The sequence below is a fragment of the Pseudomonas sp. S5D5 genome (genome assembly GCF_003013355.1).
In the GTDB taxonomy this organism is placed as follows: domain Bacteria; phylum Pseudomonadota; class Gammaproteobacteria; order Pseudomonadales; family Pseudomonadaceae; genus Aquipseudomonas; species Aquipseudomonas aylmerensis.
Genome location: NZ_PTEO01000002.1, coordinates 18,316 through 38,050, shown reverse-complemented (window position 1 = coordinate 38,050; position 19,735 = coordinate 18,316). Strand labels below are relative to the sequence as shown.

The following is a 19,735-nucleotide window of genomic DNA, read 5'->3' as shown; positions in this document are numbered from 1 at the left end:
AGATAGTGAAAAAGAAAACGCCCCGTCAGTGCGGGGCGTTATTCGGTCGGCGTTTCAGCCGGCGTTTCTACCGGCGTTTCTACCGGCTCAGGCTCAGGCTCAGGTGCCGGCTGCTCATCGGGCGATAGCGGCCACTGAATTTCGGCCGGGAAGCCCTCCTGCTGCTCAATCCGGTTGAGGTCGACCCGGTAGCCCTTCCACAGCGTCAGCTGCGCAACATCGCCGTCGGTAGCGCGACCGATGTCTACAGCGTCTTGCAGCGGTCCCATGCGGTTTGCGGCGATGGTCAGCAACTTGTCGCGCTGCTCCCTGGCCTTGGCGCTCAACTCCTCAATACTTGGCTCAGGTTCAGACACCGGCAAAGGCTCAACCGCTGAAAAAACCTCATTGGGGAACAGTTCCTCAATACTGGTGATTGCCCGCCACCCCAACTCACCATCGTTACGAACAGCAAAGCCACTCATATATTGTCCTCATATCCATTGCACGCAAGACCCGAGTAAGTAGCACCAGACGCGTAATACATGTACCCACGCTCAATAGTGATTTCGCCTGTTTCTGCGTTGTGCGCGGCGGCGGAATCACTTATGTGCAGCGGAGAGGCACCTGCAGGAACGCTTGTAATTCCATAATGGCCAGGATTTGGCGCGGCGATAACTGATGTATTCCCGACATGCCCCCATACAGTGAACTTCACTTTAGAGGCCGTAGGCGGCACCAACGCCCCAACAGCAACCGGCACGAACGTCGGCGGCTGCGCTGTAGCTCCCTGCACTCCACTCGCAAGCAACGGCAAGTTGACAATGTTGGTTCCAGCGCCAGGGCGGTAGAGAATCCACTTATCAACCTGTGTATACGCAAGAGGAAACTTGCTTGCCGTGGCATCAGTAAACAGCGCACTAAAGCGGCTCGCCACATAACCCGCAGGCAATATCGGCTCGTACACAAACCGCAGGTTATCCGCTGCTACCGTCGCCAGCGCCGATTGGCTGGCAGTGATTTGACTCGCCGAGTCAATCGACTTGATCGTCACACCCCACGGGAAAAACGCGCTAGAGAACTGCATGCCAGCACGCATTGAAGCGGTACTAGCGAGGCCAGTAATTACCGGCGAGCCGAGCGTAAGCGCCCCTTGCAATACCGGCATTAGCGCTGCAATGGCGGCCGTGTTTGCACCGTTTGATGCAACCCAAATGCCGTAACAGCTCGACGCAGCAACCACACCCGTATCCAGGCCACCCAAACCAGACGCCGTCATGTTCACGGATAGATCGACTTGCGTTACTGCCTTCGTAGCAGCACCGTTACCGATGATCAGCTTTTCAGCCTTGAGCGAGACGACTGCGCTGACCCCCGTAGATGAAACAAATAGCTTTTTGTGGGTGGTCGTGATCACCAGAGAGCGCATCCGCGCCACTTCTGCTTCAAGCGCCGCAACGTCAATGTTTCCTTGGTTGACTGGTGCATTCCAAACTTTGATGCACCACATCACCGCCAAGTTGCGGGCTCGCGTCTCACTGCCTATCCGTGGGGTGCCGTTCACGCCATCACTTACGAAAGCGCCCGTTAAGTTACGGGGTCTTGTACCCTGAGTGGCTGAGCCCATCGGCGGGCCCCACGCTGGATCACCAGCTCCGCCATCATCGTTACCCCAGGATGTGCCGGCCTTACCCCGCATCGACTCCACGCGAAAGCCTTGCAGACTATCGAGCTGAATAGAGGCAATTGCGCGCCCGGCATCCACCCCGCGCCCATGGTCCCAGCCGCGAAGGAATTCGCCGCGAGTATCAGGGAGCGTATTCCCCCCCAAATAGGCGGCCAAATCTGGATAGGTATCCGGGTTGAAGGAGTCGCCGTTTGCTTCAAGGAAGCCAGCCGGCACAGTCCCTCGCGGGAACGGCACCATAGCTCCCACGGGCAGCGCTGACAGGTTCTTGAGCTTGGCTTCGATCTCTTCCTTTGTGTACGTGACCGCCTTGGTATAGGCGTCCGTGATCCCGTACTCGGCGAGAGTCGTGCGCACTTTTTCGGGCGGAATGTTATCGGCGATGATCTCTTTAATCGCCTGCAGAAGCTGTCCGTTTTCGTTCTCATCCGGGACATAACCACCGCCCATGATCACGTTCAAGATTTCGTCAGTGACAGCAGATCCCCAGGTCGCGGGAATCAGCGAGCCAACTTGTCCGGTAGTTGTGTTTTCATCCACAAACTTACCGTTAACCAAACCCACGTTTGGCACACTCTTTGGATAATCCATTTAAACCCCAACCCCGTAATTAATAAATTCCAATGCATGTGCCGGCGCACTGCGTCGAATCACGCATTCAAGTGCTCCGCTTGGGTTAACCCCGAATCGCTCGCCGAAGTAACTGGCGCCAAAGCGTCGGCCCAGGCGACGGCGGGGCCCCGTGTTTAACGTCCACATGAATTGAGCCGACCACGTACCGAAGTGAGAGCGGCCGAAGCGCGCCGCACCGAAGCGCGGCGCGCGGTGTTCGGTCACAGTGGCTTCCGGGTAGCCCTGGGTAATGGCGAGCTGCACAAAGAACGCCGGCTTTTGCCCGCCCACTTCAACCAGGCGGCGCCGCACGGCCAGCTGGCGGTCTTCGAATGCCGGGCTTTCCCCCAAGCATGGGTCCGGCAGATCCATGACCTGTTCCCAGTCGGGCACCAGCTCGCGCACGGTGTCCGGGTCACTCTCTGCCAGCAGGTCAGATAGCCGCAGATCCTCGCGGGCCAGCTCCACAGATCCGGCCTGCAGCAGTTCGCGAATTTCCGGCACCAGCTCCACGTCCCAGGCGGGCCCTGGCGGCAGCAACGCGACCAACTGGCGGTAATAATCCGTCGCTGTTCTTATCGCCATAAGATCCCCCCGAAGGTCGGTAGCTCATTGGCGCCCGGCTCCACGTTGCCGGCAGGGCTGAACAACACATGATCCTTCTCGCCTGCAGCGCCGCTGATGGCTTCGCTGATATGCGTACCCAACAACGTGACGCCCAGGTCTGATTCGCGGTTGTGCAGATCCACCAGGGCCGCTTCGACGGCGGCACGGACGACGCCACTGTCAGGCAGCAACTTGATTTCGTACTGAATCGGCTTCTCTACAGGCGCCAGGACGGCCAGCTCAGCCGTTACCGGCCGCTCGCCCTCGATATAAGCGAACGCCAGGGCCAGCGCTTCCGGCCCTGGAATGGGGTTCACGTCGCCATCCCTGACGATGAATACCGCTACCGTGCCGGGGCCCATCCAGTGCCGGCGAACCCATGCCCGGGTCACACCAGGCACTTCAAGTGCCCAGGTTTCGTAGTCGCTGGTACTGCCCCCGTGAGGCACCACTCGATAAGAGCGGATCACCCGGGCGCGCAGCGCCTCGATGCTTTCTTGCTCGGTGCCGCCGGTAATGCCTGGCTCAAGGACGGTGAAGGTATCCGCTACACCTTCGACGGGTGAGACGCTTCGCAGCACGGTGCCGGCGGGGGTATTGCCCAACTGGCCCGCGTCGACCGCCTCCAACGTGGCAACGCCGGCCGGGGAATTGAGCGTTACTGATAACGACACCCGAAAGCGCTGCCCGTCCTCGCGCTGCAGCAACGTGCCGGCATCGAGCACGGCGCGCACGGCGCCGGTGAAGCTGGCAGGCCCTGTTGCAGCTACCGCCGGCAACCGGTCACGCTTGAGCCTGGCCCGCGCCATACGGCGCAACGTGTCCTCATCGGCCTTATCGGGGAGGATCTGGTCAGCGATATACGCTTGATGCGCATAGCGGCCGTAGGACGCTGCAGCGTTGACCCGGGCAAGCACTTCGGCGTCAGAGCGCAGCAGCGCGCTAGAGCCCGCCAGGTCGCTACGGGCACGACTGATCAGTTCGGGCATGGTCGGAGTGTTAAACGGCATGAATCACCTGCCACAAGTTGTCTAGAGAGAGTTCCAGCAGTGCACCGCCCCGGAAAACCAGAACAATGCGCATGTCGAGGCGATCAACGCCGCGTGTAGTGGTGATGTCGACGGCCGTCACCCGGCCGTCATCGAGCATCCATTGCAGCGACTCCCGGGCGAACGTTGTAGCGTCCCGCACCGTGTCCGCGTTGAGAGTGCGCCGGCGCAGCTGCCATAGGCGGGAGCCGATTTGGTCGCTGGTCACCGTGGGAAAGCTGTCACCCCACCAGCCGTAGCGCTCAGCATCATCAAGCGGGTCATCCGTGCCGGCACGACGCCAGGTCAGCAGACTGACCACGGCCGCGCGGCGCCAGACGCTTTCGGTCACGTCTTCGTTGATAAGGGCCATGATCACTCCGGCGCTGCAGGCGGGCCGGAAATGGCCGGGCCCTTCATGACTTCGGTGTGGCCGTGTTGAACCTGGCTAATGCCTGCGGCCACCTGATCACCTGCAGACACGATCTTGCCGGTGGTGCGAATCTCCGGCGTATCGAACTCAACCGCTGTCTCTGCCTTGACTTTAAGCACCATGCATTCAATTTCGATCTCACGGCCGCGCTTAAAGTGCAGCTTGTCGCCCTCGTCGGTGTATAGCGCCACCTCGCCGCTCTGCAGGCCCTGCAGGCGAAAGCGCCGGTCAGCAACGCAGATCACCACCCCGTGGGAGCGGTCGCCGCCAAAGAAGCCGGCAAGCACCTCGGCGCCGGCCTTGGCGTTGGACGTGAAGCCGTAGGGCTCGAAGTGTTCCATGCCGTCCTTGATTTCTCCGGCCAGCAATTTCACCTGCAGTTCCTGCAGCTTTTTCAGGCCGTCGACCAGGCTCAGCGTGCCGCGTACGAGAATGTTTTTTAGGTTGCTCATTCGGGCTTCCAGTCGGCAGGAATTAGGTATTCAAAGTTGTCCGCTGCGCCGCCCTTCTTGAGCTTGCGCGACTTGTGCGGGTCTTTGGGTTCGGGCAGAAAAGCTTCTGCAGGCGCAACCGACAGACTGCAGGTGGTGCCCGTCTCGTCGAGGCTGTATTGCACCTCGCTGATCAACATGTCGCGATCAATGCCCAAGGCGCGGTCGACTACCCGGACCATCAGGTTCACCCGCCACAGCGCGCCGTTTGACTGCCGCCACCCCTGAACCTTGTACTTAAGCGTCAGCGCCTTGCCGATGCGGTTCCCGCGCTCCCAGTTCGCCCGGGCCTGGGCCAGCTCAGGCGTCAGGTTTCCGCTTTCCTGTATCTGCAGCACCCGATAGCGCGGCGCCCGTGGGTCGGTCACCGTTGAAGCCACCTCGGACGACGCAGCGCCCGACTCGTCGTCGGTGCCCTTCCGTTGGCCGATCACGCGGTATTCCGAAAAAACCCCGGAAAAATCCAGCTCAGTGCTGCCGGTCAAGATGTTTTGCCCCAGCTCCAGGCGGTCGACTGCACGCCCTGCGCTGCCCGGGGAAACGATCACCAGCCGGCCCAACTCGTCATCGGTCGACAACAACCGGGAAAGCGTCAGCAGTCGGTCGATGGATTCAAAAACCGTCTCCCCGGGCTCAATCGTGTGATCCGTGATTTTGCTGGTCTCGGGCACCTGGCTAACGACTTCGATTTTGTAGGTCGACGCCAAGGCCTTCACGATGGTTTGAATGCTCTGGCCGCGCCACTGGCCGGGCTTGTTGATCGCGGCGCAGTCCACCAGATCCGCCGTCTTTGAACGGCCGCCGATAGCCCGGGTAATCTGCCTGGCGTCATAGCTGATCGGTGTCTTGAAGACATACGCCGTCAACACATGATCGGCGCCAATGCGCACGGCAGCGCGGTCCCCCTGGCGAATTGGGATAGGCACGTCCCCGGACAACTCCCAAGTAACGCCAACGCTGAAATCTCGGCATTGGCGCTCAATGGATGCGGTGATGCTGACGTTCTTCCAGCCGCTGTAATCCATGCCGTTGACACTCAGTGTCACAGCGTTTTGCGGGTCCATAGGGTTACTCCTGGGCGACTTTCAGCGGCAGCGGCGGCAAGAAGCCCGGGTGCTGCACGGCGTTACGCGTAACGATTTCATCGGCGCGCGATGCGTCACCGAACTGCTGGTAAGCCAGCACGAACGCCGGCAGGGTTTGTTTCGGGGTCAGTTCGATCAGCCGGACACCGGCCTTAGCGACTTCGGCCAGGTGCGCCCTGACCAGCTTTCTGGCGCTGTCCAGGCGTTCAAAGTGCGCGTACGGCGCCTGCAGCTGGGCGTCCCAAATCTCTGCGCTGATGTCATTACGCAACGACAGCACATCGTCAGTTACCGGCACCTCGGCACGCTCAATCGGCGCCGCCACTTGCTGCTCCAGGGTCGGAACGCCAGGCAGCACAGACGGCGCCTGAACTACCGGCATGGACGCGACAATGCGCAACGCGTCGATGATCAACACGTCGCGCACCAGGTCACGCGTAGCCGTTACGGCCGCGATGGTGGCCGCCCCGCCTGCAGGCGCCGGCAGTGCCGCAATGCCCCGGGCAGCGTCCACCTTGCTGCCGGCCGTGCGCCGCGAAAGGCTGAACCGGTCAAAGTCGGTCGACATGCTGGAAAACTGCGACTGCAGCATGCTTGCCAGGTTGTCGGGGAAATTCGCCACCATGTCGGCCAGCGTGACCACAGAGCTAACCAGGCCCGTTATCTGGCTGATTTCCTGCTGAATGAACATCTGCACCCCGGCTAGGCCGTTCTGCAGCGCCTTGACGCTCAGGCGGGCTTTATTGACCAGGGCCATCGCCGCCTTGTACCGCGCAATCGCGGAATCCAAGAGGCTTTCATTCTCGGCCTCCAGCTGACGTGCCGTGTTCGGCACGCCGGCCGGGTAGCCCTTTTCACCCCCTTCAACAAACATCAACTCAAAGCGCGTGACGCCGCCTTCATTCCACGCATGGCCCGCCGAACAATCCGTGGCGGTGCCATACATCTGCCCGTACCACGGATGAATCAACGTCCCAGGGCCTGGCTGATTGAGCGCCTGCAGTAAGTTGTCCCGCTGAAAAAAACAATCCTCCCCCACCACAAACGCCGTGAACTTGATGATCCGGGTTTGTTCGCCCAGGTCTTCAACCACAGGCCGGTTGCGCTGGGGGAATTCATGCACCTGCGTCCGGCGGCCTACGGGGGTGCTTTCCGATTCAACGTGAAACGGCACCCCGCGAAACGACGCCGGTTGTAACTGCTCGCGCCAAGTGGCCATTGCTTACCTCGACAGGCTACGGGTGCCCAATTGCGAATCGACCTTAAGGCCTGGCTGGTTGGTGGAACCCTCCACGCGCGTACCCGGCGGCGCGCCCTCCATCTTGATCAACAGCGAACCTTCCAGATTGTTGCGCTGGTTGGCTGCCGCCTGCTGATTGATTGACGGCGCACCTGGGGTGCGCAGCAGGGATTTAGCATCCAGGCCGCCCATGGACGCATTGCGCGCCGCCTGGGCGTTGATTGCCTGATCCACTGCATCAGCCTGCACAAAGGCCCCTGTGCCGCCTCCAGCCCCCGCATTCCGCTCGCGCTGTTCTTCCGCCCAGCTCTTGGCCTTATTGGTCGCGGTCTTGATGATCCCGGGGCCACCTTCACCACCTCCCATGAATTTCAGGATAGGTTCAATGATCGGCTTGATGGTGTCCCACAGCCCCTGGAACCACGCCGTTATCGGCTCCCAGTGCTTGATGATCAGGCCCAGCGGGGAAAAGTCGAAAGCCGACTTCATGAAGTCAAAGAACGGCACAGACAGCGCCTGCACTAACTCCCACGTCGCCGCAAAGAACTCCGTCAGCGGCCCCCAGTTTTCGATCACCTGGGCAAGCGGCGTGTAGGTGAAGGCATTTTTCAGCCAAGCCCACAACGCCATTGCCGGCCCCTGGATCTTTGCCCAAATCGCCTGGAAGTACGGCGCGACCACCGACCAGTTGGCAATCAACATGCCGGCGGCCATCGCCAGGCCGCGCACCACAATCCCGACGATGCTTTTTTTCGTCACGTTGTCGAACATGGTCATGGCAAAGGTTGCCGTGATCACTGCAAGGCGCAGCACGGCGAAGCCTGCAGCAGCCCCAACAATCGCTTTGATCAAGCCCGGGTTAGCAGCAACCACTGCCGAGATTTGCGAGACGATCGGCCCAACGGCTTCAAGGAAGTCATTCAACGGCGGCAGCAACGCGGTACCGACAGAGATACCCAGGTCGGTGACGCGGTTCTGCATCAGCTGCATGGCGTTCGCAGTGGTGGCCGCCCTGGATGCATATTCCCTCTGCATCGAGCCGCCGAACTTTGTCTGGTCGTTCACCAGGCCAAAGTTCTTCTGCAGTGTGTCCAAGTTGGTCAGCAGCGGCGCGATGGCCCCTACCGACTCCTTGCCGAACAGCTGCGTCAGCACGGCCGCCTGCTTGCTTTTCTCAACTTTGCCAATCGACTTAAGCACCTTGTTAATGGTGCCCTCGGAGTCCACCGACATGCCTTTGGCGATAGCTGCGGAATCCAGGCGCAAGGCCTTGAAGGCCTGCTTCTGCGACTTGGTAGCCGCGGTGCCGGCTGTCAGCGTGAGCGCAAAGTTTTTCATGCCCGTCGCGGCTACATCTTCGGCGATACCTACCCCTGCCAAGGACGAGGCCATGGCGGCAATCTGGCCGGCATTGAGGCCGGCAATTTCGCCCAGGGGGCCGATGGCCGTCACGATCTTGGAGATTTGCCCAACACTGGCGGCGCCGGTGTTGCCTAACTCGTTGATCTTGTCGGCCAGCACAACCACTTCGGTCTGGTTCAACTTGAACGCGGTGCGCCACTTCGCCATCATCGAGCCAGATTCTTCCGCCGTGGTGTCGAACGCGATCCCCATCTTTACCGCGTCCTGGGCGAACGCATTCAGTTCTTCCCGGGCAATGCCTGACTGCCCACCGGCGGCCACGATGGCCGCAATCCCTTCGGCCGACATGGGCAGCTCTTTGGACAGGTTCCGAACGTCCTGGCTCATGTCCTTAAACTGCTGCGGCGTATCGAAGTTAACCACCTTCTTAACGTCCGCCATGGCGCTTTCAAAGCCTATGGCAGCCTTGACCCCCATTACGAACGGCGCCGCGATAGCGCCGCCCTGCAGGGCTTCCATGAACGTGATTTTGCCGAGGCCGGTGCTGTTCAACTGCTTGCGCAGTCCCATGGCGTTTTTACGGATGGTGCCCAGCATCGGCGACAGCTTGTCGACGCCTGTAATCAGCGCCTTTAGCTGGAACTTATCGGCCATTAACCCACCTGCTGCTCATTCAAGATCCGGTGCGCTTGCTCAAAGCTTTCGAGCAGCGCATCCATCGGCCGGCCCATCATGTTGTCCGGGTCGACCTTCCAGAAATACGCCAGGTCATAGACCAGGCTAATCAGGCGGTCTGCGGAGTCGACGCCGGAGTCATGAAAAAACCGATCAGAATCCACGCCAGCTCATTCAGGTCGGCCAGGTCCAACTGCTCAACCGAGCTTTGCGGGATCGCGGTGCAAACCGCGATGTACTTGCACACCACGTCAGGTTCCACCACTGGCATGCTGTTTTCGCTCAGGGTGTACGGCAGCGCCTTGATGGCCCGAACTTCCTTGGTGGTAGGACGGCGCACTTCCAGCTCAGTCAGCTGCTCGTTGTGTGCGGTGATCGGTACTTTCAGTTTGTGAATGGTCGTGTTGGTCATTACTGCCAATCTCCGTTGATGCCTTCGAATTTCAGGGTGAGTTTTCCGTCGTCGCCGTTGACCGTGGCGTCATCCACCAGGTACGCGCCGCTCAACACGTACACGCCGCCATCCTTGAATTCGGCGGTCACGGTCATGTTGGTGTTGGTGGTGATCTTCGCCAGGTCCAGGCCCGGCGTTTTCACCGCGTCGACCTTTACGAAAGGGGTTACGTCCTCTTCCTTGAAATAGCCCGGACGGATCGACTCGCGCTTGACCTTGGAGACGGGCGCCTCTACGCCACCCGTGACCACCAGCTGGCTACCGTCGACTTTGATGTAACAAGTGCCTGCGACTGCTTGGCCCATATGGCCTCCCATAAAAAAGCCCGCACGTGGCGGGCTGGGTATTCATGTGTCGGCTTACGCCGCTTCGGGGTACTGCGAACGGAACTGGTACAGCAGCGCAAACACGCGAAGCTGGTTCACCAGATCCGGCGGGAACAGGATGTTCAAGCGGTTCGGGTTGCTCGGGTCGCGCTCCACGATCAGGTTGGCCTTAAACATTTCGGCGTTCTCCACCAGGCCGGCACGCTCCAGCTCGCCATAGGCGGCGATCAACTCCCCCCGGATCACGTTCGGCGTGACAATCGCCTGGCCTGGGCCAAAGTTCGTCCCGTCATTGGCAAGCTTGTGCCGGCCGTACTTGCTGGTAATGCGCGTGCGCAGGAAGCGAATCACATGCGCCGACTGGTGCAGTGGTTCGCTATCCAGATACGAGTCATCAGCCTGGCCGTAGGCGTTGCGCTGGTAGGTCGTAATGGCGCGCTGAATCCGCACGGAACCGCCGGTGGAGCTGAACGTAGCAATCCCGTTTGTCAGCAGCGATTGCGACTCATCAATCAGGAAGCGATCACTCGCGGCCGCCGGCTGAATTGCGCCCAGCTCGCCGCTTTGCGTGGGCCGTGCAGGGTCAGCACTGATAAACACAGCCGTACGGGCCATGAATTGCGCGGCGACCTCCCACACCGGCTGCGGCAAGCTTTTCTCAAAGCCGCCAATGCTGATATGCGGATCGTTGCGCACGCGCCCTGCGGCCACCAGCTGGCCCAGCGTGCCGCGCTTCGCGGCGTACACGTGCCCATACAGCTGCTTGGACCATGACCAGCGGCCGGAACTCTCATCCATGGTCGACTTCCACGCATCGAGCGTGGTGGGGTCCGTCCAGGGCTGTGCAATGAACTCGAAAGGCTCATCACCCAGGGCCGCCAGGGCGGCCGACATTTCCGGCGTGCCGGCGCCGCTGGTCATCGCGGTGGCCGTTACTGTCAGGCCGGCAGGGGTGTACTCACCATTTGCGCGGCCCAGGCGGTTCATCAAGACAATGATGTCATTGCCAAGCTCACCCTTGAACTTGCAAGTCAGCGTTACAACCGCCTCGACTGCTGCAGCCGTCACCGGCAAATCAATGTCGTCGTTGATCGCCTTGGCAAGCGCCGCCGCAACCGACGCCGCGCTGGCCTGGGCGGTGACAATCGAGCGCACCCGCTTTCCGCCCACGTACAGATAGAGCAAGCCGGATTCCGTCGCGGCGCCCGTTACGGTAACGGTAGCTTTCGCGGCAGTGCCCGTTTCGACTTTCAGCGGCAGACACCAAACCTCGCCCATCACGTCGATAGAGCGCAGTCGCTTATGCATCGCGGCCAGCATCGAGCCTTGCCCGCCAATCAGCGTGGCCTGGGTAGTGCGCGACACCAGCACCAGGCGGCCAATGTCTTCGCTGTCTGCGTCATCATTCACCTGGGCGATGATCAGCCGGCGCAGGCTTTCCTGGGCAGTGTTGGCTTGGGAGTTATCGACCTCGGCATAAAACAGAGGCACCCGGATATCGCCGGGGATTTGATTAAAACTTACGCTCATGCCTCAGCACTCCCGTTGTCCGCTGGCTGGGCGCCCTTCGTGGTCGCTTTCGCGGCCTTCGGTGGCTCAGCCTTCACAACATCGCCGTCATTGATACGGCGCTGCCAGTAAGCGTTCAGGGGCACGCTGTCGCCCTTTTCAGGCAGCAGGGCGCCGCCCTTGGCCGGGTCGGGGCTATCCCGGCCGGCCACTGGTTTCAGGTAGATTTGCGTCACGGTTGCAGATCCTCGCGGGCTTTGATTTCGATCCGGCCGTCAGGGCCGGCAGGGGAAAGGTTTTTGTCAAAAATGGGGTCGATAAAATCGACATCGATGTTCACGCCATCGAACGAGACAAGGCCGTCCTGCTCGACCTCTTGCCAGGTTTCTGGCGGGCCCAGCGACTGGCCTGGCCTCACCTCTGTGCGGCCGATCATGAATTCGGTGAAGAAGCGAAAGCGGTAGACAGCCTTCGAACGGTCGATCAGCAACAGTTCGCTGTCGTCGTACTGCAGCGGGTCGCCGTCTCCACCTGGCTTGAACCCCACCAAGGCGCGCCAAAGTTCGGCGCGCAGGTCGTGAATCAGGTCAGCGGCGCCCTGGCCGCGCTCGTCCTCACACCACACCTCAACGTTCACGTCGATTGCATCGCGCACTTTCTGCCGGATCATTCCCGACACATCCGAAGGGTCTGCAGAGTCGCCGATGCAGATTACATAGGCGGCCGGCATGTCGGTCTTAACGCTCTTTGCGACCGGGTCCCAATCAAGGCCCCCGTACACACGACGCGCAAATGTTGGGCAGGTATTGCGCAGGTGCTTGATGATCGGGATCAGCTTCACCGTTGAACTCCAGGCATAAAAAAGCCCCGAGATACGGGGCTTGTAGAAGGGTTGCGCTTATCGCAGGCCATCCGCGAAAGCGGCGCCCAGGATCTTCTGCACGCCTGCCGCCGAATCCTGCAGGGCGTCGGCCATGTAGTTGTCGCGCGGATCAATCCGCCAACCTCCAGCACGGCGGGCCGCCACCAGATCCGCCCGGCCACCGCGTGCGCGACGGCCACCGGCCTGGCCCTTGATGCGGCCGCCTTGCTTGACCCCGTAGTGCAGATAGGCCGGATAGAAGGCCGTCATGTCGCTGGTCTTCTTCGGCGCCACCTTCACCATGAACCCGGAGCGCGACACCTTGAAGGTGACCGAATCCCGCAAGCGACCTGTACGCACGTGCGGGTAACCTGCAGCACCCCGGGCCAAGGCCAGATTCATCTGCGCTTTGCCCGTTACCAGGCGGCCGGCCTTGCGCATCCCGGCGCGTACTTTCTTCTTGTCGAAGGCTTCGCGGTCGAACTTCTCGAAACCCTCAATGTGCAGGTAGCCATTAACCTCGGCGCTGTTACTCATCGTAGATATCCCGCTTTGGCATGGACGACGCGCTGGCCGGGTTGCCGGTGATTTCCTCGACCTCAAGCACCGTATCAATGCCCGATTCGTTCACGTCACCCACACCCACCACCCGAAACAACCGTTTGCCCTGGACAACCTCATGCCGGTCATCAATCCCCGGCAGGCGCTTGAAGGTCAGGCGGTGGGTGATCTTCTTGTTGACCTGAATACCGCTATGCACCAACAGCGTGCCCAGCGGCTCCAGCAGCGCCCAGCGGTGACCGACGATGATGTAACCCGACACCAGATCGGCGTCATTCAAGGGCTTGTCATTGCGCACCCGGATTTCAATGCGTTTATCCCGCTCGCCAGCGGCTGGGTGCTTCATAGCGATATCCAGTTGTAAGGGCCTACCAACGCCTCAAAGGCCAGCGGTAACGCGCGTGAGCCCGTTGCAGTGGCTTCGGTGACGGCTTCGCGATTGCGGTACCAGTGAGCGACCAGCATTTTCATTGCCAGGGTTACGTCATCCGTTACGGGTAACGCATTCTCCGGCGCCGTTGCCGGCAACAGGCTGCGCAGGTAGTCGTAATCGCCGGCAGCATCCGGCGGCGCGTCAGCGGGTAACTCGACCCGCACCAGCTTGCGGCCGGTGCGAGTCTCGACCATTCGCCGCGCTGCACGGCCGTAACCCTGCAGCAGCTCGTCTTCCTCGGTGTCGTCCAGCTCAAGCCGGCAATGCTGCTTAATTTGCTCAAGCGTCAACATGCGCATACAGGGGCCGCTTGCACGGCCCCGCTCCAGGCTTAGGCCTCGACTTCGGCACCTTTGCCGGCCAATGCTTTGATGGCTGCAGTGTCCTGCAGGACGATGCCGAAGCGCAGGAACGCCAGGAAACCCACCTGGCCGAACTCAGCGTAACGCTCGACCAGGCGTTTCAGGGTCAGGCTGCGCACGGCACGCAAGATCAGCTCATTGAAGTCGCCGGCATACATGAACTTCTTACCAGCGCCGATATTGGCAATCGCCTGATCGATCACGTATTGCTGTTTCAGGATGGTCGCCGGGCGGTCGCTGTCGATACCCGGCAGCCACAGCGGCCGCTTGTTGCCGTCGACCATTTCTTCCATGGCCTGGCAGGTATTGTCGTTGAAGGCCAGGCGGAAGTTAGGGGCCGCACGATAGGCCGGATCGACCGAGTGAATCAGGCCGTTGACTTCCTGCCAGGTGAACTGGGATGCACTGGCCGTCACCTTGCCCACACCTACAGCCGCCTCCAAACCTTTGGGCTGGGCCGGCGCGGTGTCCGTCTCGGCTGCCCCAGTGCCTTGCACGATCAGTCGGTTGCGGGTGCGACCACAGCGCTTGCTGATGCGGCCGGCCAGGAAGGCTTCCATGTCGATACCGGAATCCTGCAGCAGCTGCTCAGAGACGCGGATGATTTTCGAACTGATGGTGTGGGAGCCCAGCGTGCCCATACCAAACTCAACATCCTTTTCGCCGGTCTGCTTGTTCTCGCCGATCAGCTCGCCCTCTTCTTCGCCGCCATTGCTCACCGCCCAGGCAATGGGCGCGCCGTTGTCGGTGTTGAGCAACTGACATACGGACGCGATACCGCCGTAAGTGCTCAGGGCCTCGATTACTTTCGCCTGCAGCGTGGTAGGCACCGTATAGCCGCCAGCTTCGGGGCCTTGTACGCCTTGGGCGCGCATGGCAAATACTGCCGAGCGCTGTTCTGCAGTCAGATGCTCAGCGCCACCGCGCAAGAACGCATCGAAGGCGCTGCGCAGTTCAGCCTGTTCGCCCGTCAGCTGCTGCTGATGCTGGGTGCCTTGATTGGCATTGCGGGCGCGCTCTTCGATAAAGGACTGATCGTTTTCGCGAAGCTCTTCTTCGCGTTCGATCTTCTCTTTCAAGGCTTTCAGGTCGACCCTGATAGCTTCCCACTTGGAGCGGGTTTCGCTGGTCCACACTTCGTCCCCGGTGCTTTCGTGCAGGCTGCGCATTTCGGCGGCTTTCTGGGCGTACAGTTCTTTCAGTTGTTGCAGAGTCATAAATCCCCCAAGGGCTTAAAGGTCGTTCAAATCAAGCAGGCGCTCACGGGCTTCACGCTCAAACTGAGCGCGACCCTCAAGGCCTTCGTTTTTCGCCTGTTTCCAGGCGTCCAGGGAGCGCTGTGCAGCGCTTGAATCGGGATAGGCCGGGAATGACACCGGGCCCACGTCGCGCAGTTCAGCGATCTTGTAGATCGTCCGCACCACCACGCCGTCTTCTTCGTGCCAGGTGTCGCCACCAGGGGCGACACGCATGGCGAAGCTGCTACCGCTCATGTCGCCGCGCTTCAACGGCTCGACAACAAGGTCACGAATGGTCTGCGTGTTGGGCGTGTCGATTTCGTAGGCCAGGCCACGCTGGTCTACCGAGAGGCGCAGCGTGCCGCTGACCGTGCGGCCCAACAGGTAGTTGGGGTCATGGTTGAACAGCCCGCGTACGTCCTGGCCCAGCACGTCATCGAATGCACCAGGGGCGATCAGCTCAACAAAGAAACCGCCCAGCAGGTCGCTACGCTGATTAAACACAGCGCCGTAGCCGGCAATGCGCGGTGACGCATTTTGATCGCCGCCCTCTTCCACCGGCACAGCGCGAAGCTCGCAGTGCTGCGCGAGCAGCATGCGTTTCTCAAACTCACTCATGGGGTTATTCCTTTGTCGTTACGGGTAACGGCTTGCCGTCAGCGCCCAGCAACGTGGTATTGACGTTGAGCAACATCGAATCGAGCCCGGCCATCGGGTTCAGGTCTTCCAGCACGCGGACCTCATTGCGAGACATCCAGCCGTCTTGGATCGCGATCCGGTAGAACTCGGCGCGCTCTTTCGGGGTGCCGCGCAGCAGGCCGGCCAGGTTGAACTTGATGTAATAGCCGGCCAGGCGCTCAGCCCGGGTAAACACCCGGCGGTTCAGCTCTTCTTCCCAGTTTTTAACCCAGGGCATTACCGAGTGCCGGACGTACTGGATAGCCTGCTCGCTGATATTGGAAAACGTGGCTTTCTCAAGATCGTTGATCATGTGAGAAGGCACATTGAATATGCTGGCAATCTCGCTACGGGTCAGCTTGCGCGTCTCCAGAAACTGGGCATCCTCAGGCGCGATAGTCAGCGCCTTGTAATCCAGATCCGCTGGCAACAGCAGGGTCTTATTCTCCGATTGCTTGAGCTTGATTACCGCGCTGTTCCAGACGCTTTTAAGGCGCTCCCAGCCGTCGCGCTGCAGATTTCCGTCCTTGAGCGTCACAAGCCCTGTAGGGCGGCCGCCACCCTCAAAAAACTCCTTGCCGTAACGCACTGCAGCCAAGCCGAGGCCAATCGTTTCGGCGTTTTGTCGAATCGGGCTGGTGCCCATTCGCCGGCCGGAACCAATCGCGCGCAGGTGAACCATGTCTTCGGGCGCGACTGCCAGGGGCATGCCATCGTCATCCTGCGTGGCGTAGATCCAGCGGCCACCGTTCTTCACCAGGTCGGTTACCTGGGGCTCGCACATTTCCAGCGCCTGCAGTTCGCCCCGGCGATTGCGCACCAGGCGCGTAAAACCGTTGCCCCAGCCCAGGGTGTGCGCCTGCTTGGTTTCGCGCCACTTGTAGGACGTTTGCCACTGATTGGGCTCATCGTGCAGCAGGTAGTGCGCAGGGTGATCCGTGGCCGGCACAATCTCCCCGTTGACCTTACGCAGCACGCTTAAGGGCAACTGCGCCATGGTGCTGGACAGCACGTAGATACACGCATACACCGCCGTCAGCCTTTGCGCCGTGGCGGGGCTGACGGCAATACCGTTGCCGGCACACAGCAGCTCGCCCAACTCCTGGCTGTTCATCTTGGTAGCGGGGTTCTCCAGGCTGCTACGGTTTTCATACATCGCGCCCAGGATCATGTCCGAACCGCCTTGATCGCGGCGGCCAGCAGCAAGACGCCGCCGGCCATCAGCGCCCAGCCAGGGCCGAACTGGACGTACAGCCCGGCAACAAACAGGCAATAGCCTGCCGTCCCGATCAGTTCAGGAAGCCAATTTTTCATAGGGGGCTCACATGGTTAAAAGGTCATCGTCAGTCATGCTGTTCAGAAGACTGCCGGGCGCCTGGTCGGCCAGCATTGCGCGGCTCATCCCCATCAGAATGGCGACCATGCCGTCGATCTTGCGCAAGTTGCCCTTGCCTTCGTCTTCCTTCATTGGGGTCAAACAGCCTCGGTATTCCTTGGTTGTCACGTTCCCCGCCATCCACGACAGCACACCGTTTCAGGGTGATTGAAGCGTCGCGAAACCAGCGCCGCTTCAACTTCCCGCATGGGCATATTCATGGTCTGAATACCGCCGCCGACCTCGACCACCTCGGCGCCGTCCGCCTGCAGCTGGTGCGCCAGTTGCGTGGCGCGCCACTTGTCGTAGGCGATTTCCTGAATGTCGAACATCTCGGCCAGGTCTTTGATGTCATCGCGCACCACATCAAAGTCGGTTTCCTCGCCGTCTGTGGTCAGCAGATCGCCAGACACCACCCAGCCTTCGTAGGCATCCTTAAACGTGGTCGCGCGCTCTATCGCGCCTTCGGGAAGGTACGACCTGCAGAACACCGTCCACACATCGCGGCCGCGCTCGTCCTTGTCCTTGAACACCAGGGCCACAGCGGTAATGTCTGATTTGCTCGCCAGGTCGACCCCGATCCAGCATTTACGGCCCCGGAATTGCTCCAGGGTCAGTTCAGGATTTCCGCACGCCGCCCAGTCCGACATGTTCAACCAGGCCGACCGGGAGCTAACCCACACGTTTAAATGTTTGGTTAGATATTTGTTCAGCTGTGACGGGTAACGCTTGGCGTTCGCCTGCATGCGCAACAGGTATTCATCATCGACCGACACGCCAAAGTTCGGGTTGGCCTTGCGCAACACCTTCGGGTCTTGCCAGTCGTCTCCCTCGTCAATGGTGTAGATGATCCCGAAAAGCTCATCGTTTTCTATGCCGCCTTCGCCCAGGGCGTGCAGCAGCATGTCCTTGACCTGGCCCCGCTGGACATAACAAGGCCCGGCAAGGTTGTAGCCGGCCGTTGTGATCACAAACATCAGCGGATGCTCGCGGGCACCCATGCCGGTGATCATGGTGTCGTAAAGCGCCGACGAAACGTGTTCGTGATACTCGTCGACAATGGCGCAGCTGGGCGAACTACCGTCGCCAGGATCGCCAACCAATGGCTCGAACCGGCTGCCGTCATCAGGCAGAGAAAGGTTCATCACCATTATCTCGGCGCCGCATTCCTCAATCAGTTGCGGCGTGTTCTTGAGCATCCGACTCGCCGGCCGGAAAACCTCAAGCGCTTGGTATTCTGTCGTCGCGCCGCAGTACACCTCGGCGCCAAACTCGCCATCCATAATGAACATGAATAGCCCGAGGCCAGCCGCAATAACGCTCTTGCCGTTCTTGCGGGGAATCTCGCAATACACCTCACGGAAGCGGCGCAGACCATTGCGCTTGGATCGCCACCCGAAAATGCAGCAGAAGATAAATTTCTGCCACGGCTCCAGGGTGATCAGCAGCCGCTTACCGGCCCACTTGCCCTTGGTGTGCGGCAGCAACTGGATAAAGACACAGACGCGCTCGGCCTCGGCCTTGTCGAACTTCCAGCGGTAGCCCTTCTTAGTGGACTTCGCCAGGTCGTCCAGGTGGCGCCTGCAGGCGGCGCGCACCCACTTACACGCTTCAATCTTGCCCGCCACCACGTCGCGGGCGTACTTGTTCGCCGCGTTGACGTTTGGTGAGCTGGCCATAGAGGGTCTTATCCGGCTTTGCCTCCCCGCAGTGCGGTAAAGGGGTTGTCTGGTTTCTGTTCGCCGCCAGGCTTGAGGCGCGCCCGGGCTGCAGGATCAAGTCCAAGCGCACCGCCATAAGCGGCCATCTGGCGTAGCGTTTCGTTGGAGACAGTGCAGGCAGGGTTTTTGATTTCCTGCTTGGCGCCCATGACGATGATCCCGTTTTTGGTGATGTCGTCCTGGGCCTCTCGCCAGCGCTGGTATGCCATGCAAAACGCCTCAAGGTTGTGCATGTCAGTGCCGGTCAAAATCCTGGCCTCGATCAACCAGGGCGCAACCTGACGCCAGATGTTCTTCGCGATTTCGCCGAACCAGTCAGGCGGGTCAGGCACATGCGTTAGCGCGTCGGGAGACGGCGCGTTCTTGTTCAGTTTCCGCTTGCCAGGGTTGCCCTGGATCACTTTCAAGGCGGTCGGTTTGGCGTGACGGCCCACAGGAACCCCCCAATTTTTCCAAAAGTACGAATTTTTTAATTTCGCGGTCGCGCGTAAAAGGCTGGGCGATCGGTGGAGAAGGCGAAAAGCTGCAGAGATTTTGCCCGCCCCCCTCCAGACCCGTCATTTTTCCGCCATGTCAACGTTTTTCGACGAAAATAGACGAATATTTCACACGCGCGCGGCGATGGCTTCCCTTTGCGTTTTAGCCTTGTGGCAATCGACGTTTAGCGACTGCAAATTGCAAAAATCGTCACTTCCACCCATGGATTTAGGTGTTATGTGGTCAACTTCTGATGCTGGAAGGGTGCAACCCTTGCAGTCTTCGCACTGGCACAAGTAACGGTCACGCTTGAGGACGGCCGCACGCTTCTTGCGCCATTCCCAGCCATACCCGCGCTGCTCGGCTGTCCCTCGGCCGGGCTGGACCCAGCCGCTGGCAAGGTGTGCGTGCTGCTCGCAGTACCCGCTAGGGGCCCGGGTCTTGCCCGGGCACATTGGCGAACGGCACGGGCGCTTGGCCTTTGGCGGCATTGGTGGCAGCTCCTTGTATCTGTATGCAGTCCAGCACCTGAACGGCGCAG

At 60.5% G+C, this 19,735-nt stretch carries 26 protein-coding genes; all 26 read right to left on the bottom strand.

All coding sequences use genetic code 11. The annotated features are described in order from the left end of the window. Nucleotides 1-38: 38 nt before the first annotated feature. Nucleotides 39-464 carry a tail fiber assembly protein gene (locus C9990_RS32045; RefSeq protein ID WP_106805784.1) on the bottom strand — a complete coding sequence of 142 codons (426 nt, stop codon included), beginning with the start codon at nucleotides 462-464 and terminating at the stop codon, nucleotides 39-41. After that, a complete protein-coding gene (locus C9990_RS32040; protein ID WP_106805783.1) occupies nucleotides 461-2,257 on the bottom strand; it encodes a phage tail protein in 1,797 nt (598 codons plus the stop codon). The genes C9990_RS32045 and C9990_RS32040 overlap by 4 nt, the downstream gene beginning before the upstream one ends. Continuing rightward, nucleotides 2,258-2,863 carry a YmfQ family protein gene (locus C9990_RS32035; protein WP_106805782.1) on the bottom strand — a complete coding sequence of 202 codons (606 nt, stop codon included), beginning with the start codon at nucleotides 2,861-2,863 and terminating at the stop codon, nucleotides 2,258-2,260. It abuts the gene before it with no gap. After that, on the bottom strand, nucleotides 2,854-3,894 hold the full coding sequence (locus tag C9990_RS32030) for a baseplate J/gp47 family protein (RefSeq protein ID WP_106805781.1): 1,041 nt from the start codon (nucleotides 3,892-3,894) through the stop codon (nucleotides 2,854-2,856). The genes C9990_RS32035 and C9990_RS32030 overlap by 10 nt, the downstream gene beginning before the upstream one ends. Then, entirely contained in the window at nucleotides 3,884-4,285 is a 402-nt protein-coding gene (locus C9990_RS32025; protein WP_106805780.1) for a phage GP46 family protein, read from the bottom strand. Before C9990_RS32025 ends, C9990_RS32030 begins: the two co-directional genes overlap by 11 nt. Before the next feature lie 2 nt (nucleotides 4,286-4,287). Further along, nucleotides 4,288-4,797 (bottom strand): phage baseplate assembly protein V, encoded by a 510-nt coding sequence (locus C9990_RS32020; RefSeq protein ID WP_106805779.1) that lies wholly within the window; start codon nucleotides 4,795-4,797, stop codon nucleotides 4,288-4,290. Next, nucleotides 4,794-5,900, bottom strand: a complete 1,107-nt coding sequence (locus tag C9990_RS32015; RefSeq protein ID WP_106805778.1) for a phage baseplate assembly protein — start codon at nucleotides 5,898-5,900, stop codon at nucleotides 4,794-4,796. The genes C9990_RS32020 and C9990_RS32015 overlap by 4 nt, the downstream gene beginning before the upstream one ends. A 4-nt stretch (nucleotides 5,901-5,904) precedes the next feature. Further along, nucleotides 5,905-7,140, bottom strand: coding sequence for a DNA circularization protein (locus C9990_RS32010; protein WP_106805777.1), 1,236 nt, complete (start codon nucleotides 7,138-7,140; stop codon nucleotides 5,905-5,907). A 3-nt stretch (nucleotides 7,141-7,143) separates the two neighbouring features. Beyond that, nucleotides 7,144-9,177: a phage tail tape measure protein gene (locus C9990_RS32005; RefSeq protein ID WP_106805776.1), complete on the bottom strand. Its 2,034-nt coding sequence runs from the start codon at nucleotides 9,175-9,177 to the stop codon at nucleotides 7,144-7,146. Then, entirely contained in the window at nucleotides 9,177-9,362 is a 186-nt protein-coding gene (locus tag C9990_RS32000) for a hypothetical protein (protein WP_106805775.1), read from the bottom strand. Before C9990_RS32000 ends, C9990_RS32005 begins: the two co-directional genes overlap by 1 nt. After that, complete coding sequence (locus C9990_RS31995) at nucleotides 9,308-9,610, bottom strand: phage tail assembly protein (protein ID WP_106805774.1); 303 nt, start codon at nucleotides 9,608-9,610, stop codon at nucleotides 9,308-9,310. The genes C9990_RS32000 and C9990_RS31995 overlap by 55 nt, the downstream gene beginning before the upstream one ends. After that, complete coding sequence (locus C9990_RS31990; protein WP_106805773.1) at nucleotides 9,610-9,957, bottom strand: phage tail tube protein; 348 nt, start codon at nucleotides 9,955-9,957, stop codon at nucleotides 9,610-9,612. The genes C9990_RS31995 and C9990_RS31990 overlap by 1 nt, the downstream gene beginning before the upstream one ends. Before the next feature lie 54 nt (nucleotides 9,958-10,011). Beyond that, on the bottom strand, nucleotides 10,012-11,508 hold the full coding sequence (locus tag C9990_RS31985) for a phage tail sheath subtilisin-like domain-containing protein (protein ID WP_106805772.1): 1,497 nt from the start codon (nucleotides 11,506-11,508) through the stop codon (nucleotides 10,012-10,014). After that, entirely contained in the window at nucleotides 11,505-11,723 is a 219-nt protein-coding gene (locus C9990_RS31980; RefSeq protein ID WP_218277289.1) for a DUF2635 domain-containing protein, read from the bottom strand. Before C9990_RS31980 ends, C9990_RS31985 begins: the two co-directional genes overlap by 4 nt. Next, a complete protein-coding gene (locus C9990_RS31975) occupies nucleotides 11,720-12,328 on the bottom strand; it encodes a hypothetical protein (RefSeq protein WP_106805771.1) in 609 nt (202 codons plus the stop codon). Before C9990_RS31975 ends, C9990_RS31980 begins: the two co-directional genes overlap by 4 nt. A gap of 57 nt (nucleotides 12,329-12,385) precedes the next feature. Beyond that, complete coding sequence (locus C9990_RS31970; protein WP_106805770.1) at nucleotides 12,386-12,886, bottom strand: hypothetical protein; 501 nt, start codon at nucleotides 12,884-12,886, stop codon at nucleotides 12,386-12,388. Then, complete coding sequence (locus C9990_RS31965) at nucleotides 12,879-13,256, bottom strand: hypothetical protein (RefSeq protein WP_106805769.1); 378 nt, start codon at nucleotides 13,254-13,256, stop codon at nucleotides 12,879-12,881. Before C9990_RS31965 ends, C9990_RS31970 begins: the two co-directional genes overlap by 8 nt. Beyond that, nucleotides 13,253-13,642, bottom strand: coding sequence for a head-tail connector protein (locus tag C9990_RS31960; RefSeq protein WP_256595168.1), 390 nt, complete (start codon nucleotides 13,640-13,642; stop codon nucleotides 13,253-13,255). Before C9990_RS31960 ends, C9990_RS31965 begins: the two co-directional genes overlap by 4 nt. Before the next feature lie 32 nt (nucleotides 13,643-13,674). After that, nucleotides 13,675-14,922, bottom strand: coding sequence for a phage major capsid protein (locus C9990_RS31955; protein WP_106805768.1), 1,248 nt, complete (start codon nucleotides 14,920-14,922; stop codon nucleotides 13,675-13,677). 15 nt (nucleotides 14,923-14,937) lie between these two features. Continuing rightward, on the bottom strand, nucleotides 14,938-15,561 hold the full coding sequence (locus tag C9990_RS31950; RefSeq protein WP_106805767.1) for an HK97 family phage prohead protease: 624 nt from the start codon (nucleotides 15,559-15,561) through the stop codon (nucleotides 14,938-14,940). A gap of 4 nt (nucleotides 15,562-15,565) precedes the next feature. Beyond that, nucleotides 15,566-16,792, bottom strand: coding sequence for a phage portal protein (locus C9990_RS31945; RefSeq protein ID WP_106805766.1), 1,227 nt, complete (start codon nucleotides 16,790-16,792; stop codon nucleotides 15,566-15,568). Further along, complete coding sequence (locus C9990_RS32525; RefSeq protein WP_177410387.1) at nucleotides 16,789-16,935, bottom strand: hypothetical protein; 147 nt, start codon at nucleotides 16,933-16,935, stop codon at nucleotides 16,789-16,791. Before C9990_RS32525 ends, C9990_RS31945 begins: the two co-directional genes overlap by 4 nt. A 7-nt stretch (nucleotides 16,936-16,942) precedes the next feature. Then, nucleotides 16,943-17,098 (bottom strand): hypothetical protein, encoded by a 156-nt coding sequence (locus tag C9990_RS32560; protein WP_218277288.1) that lies wholly within the window; start codon nucleotides 17,096-17,098, stop codon nucleotides 16,943-16,945. 23 nt (nucleotides 17,099-17,121) lie between these two features. Further along, complete coding sequence (locus C9990_RS31940; RefSeq protein WP_218277287.1) at nucleotides 17,122-18,675, bottom strand: terminase large subunit; 1,554 nt, start codon at nucleotides 18,673-18,675, stop codon at nucleotides 17,122-17,124. 8 nt (nucleotides 18,676-18,683) lie between these two features. Continuing rightward, nucleotides 18,684-19,151 (bottom strand): phage terminase small subunit P27 family, encoded by a 468-nt coding sequence (locus tag C9990_RS31935; protein WP_218277286.1) that lies wholly within the window; start codon nucleotides 19,149-19,151, stop codon nucleotides 18,684-18,686. Between the two features lie 171 nt (nucleotides 19,152-19,322). Next, nucleotides 19,323-19,649, bottom strand: coding sequence for an HNH endonuclease (locus C9990_RS31930; protein WP_256595174.1), 327 nt, complete (start codon nucleotides 19,647-19,649; stop codon nucleotides 19,323-19,325). Nucleotides 19,650-19,735 lie beyond the last annotated feature (86 nt).